This window comes from Microbacterium sp. K24, assembly GCF_004794465.1.
Classification (GTDB): domain Bacteria; phylum Actinomycetota; class Actinomycetes; order Actinomycetales; family Microbacteriaceae; genus Microbacterium.
In genome coordinates, this window is sequence record NZ_SSDJ01000038.1 from 1 (window position 1) to 320 (window position 320).

The window sequence follows — 320 nt, forward strand, 5'->3', positions numbered from 1 at the left end:
CACCGGCGCATCGGACTGCTGCGGATCGAGCGCGGCCTGGCGCGCGGCCCTGGCGCCGGAGGCGAGGCGCAGGATGTCGGAGCGCACCGATTCGGCGCGCGACGTCGCGAGGTACTCGAGGTCGACGTTCGCGTCGTTGCCGGCGCCGACGACCTCGAGCTTCGCGAGTCCGATGATCCTGGCGGGGAAGGGACGGGTGAGGTTGACGCCCTGCACGCGGTCGAGGGGCGCGCGACGGTGCGACCGGAAGACGATGCCCTTGCGCACCTCGACGTGATCGCCGGTGATGCGGAACTGATGGAACCGCCAGAGGAACCAGA

At 70.9% G+C, this 320-nt stretch carries 1 protein-coding gene; it reads right to left on the minus strand.

Translation table 11 applies throughout. From position 1 onward, the window contains the following. The coding region (locus DW306_RS01910; protein ID WP_136053956.1) for a PH domain-containing protein at positions 1-320 on the minus strand (320 nt) is incomplete at both ends.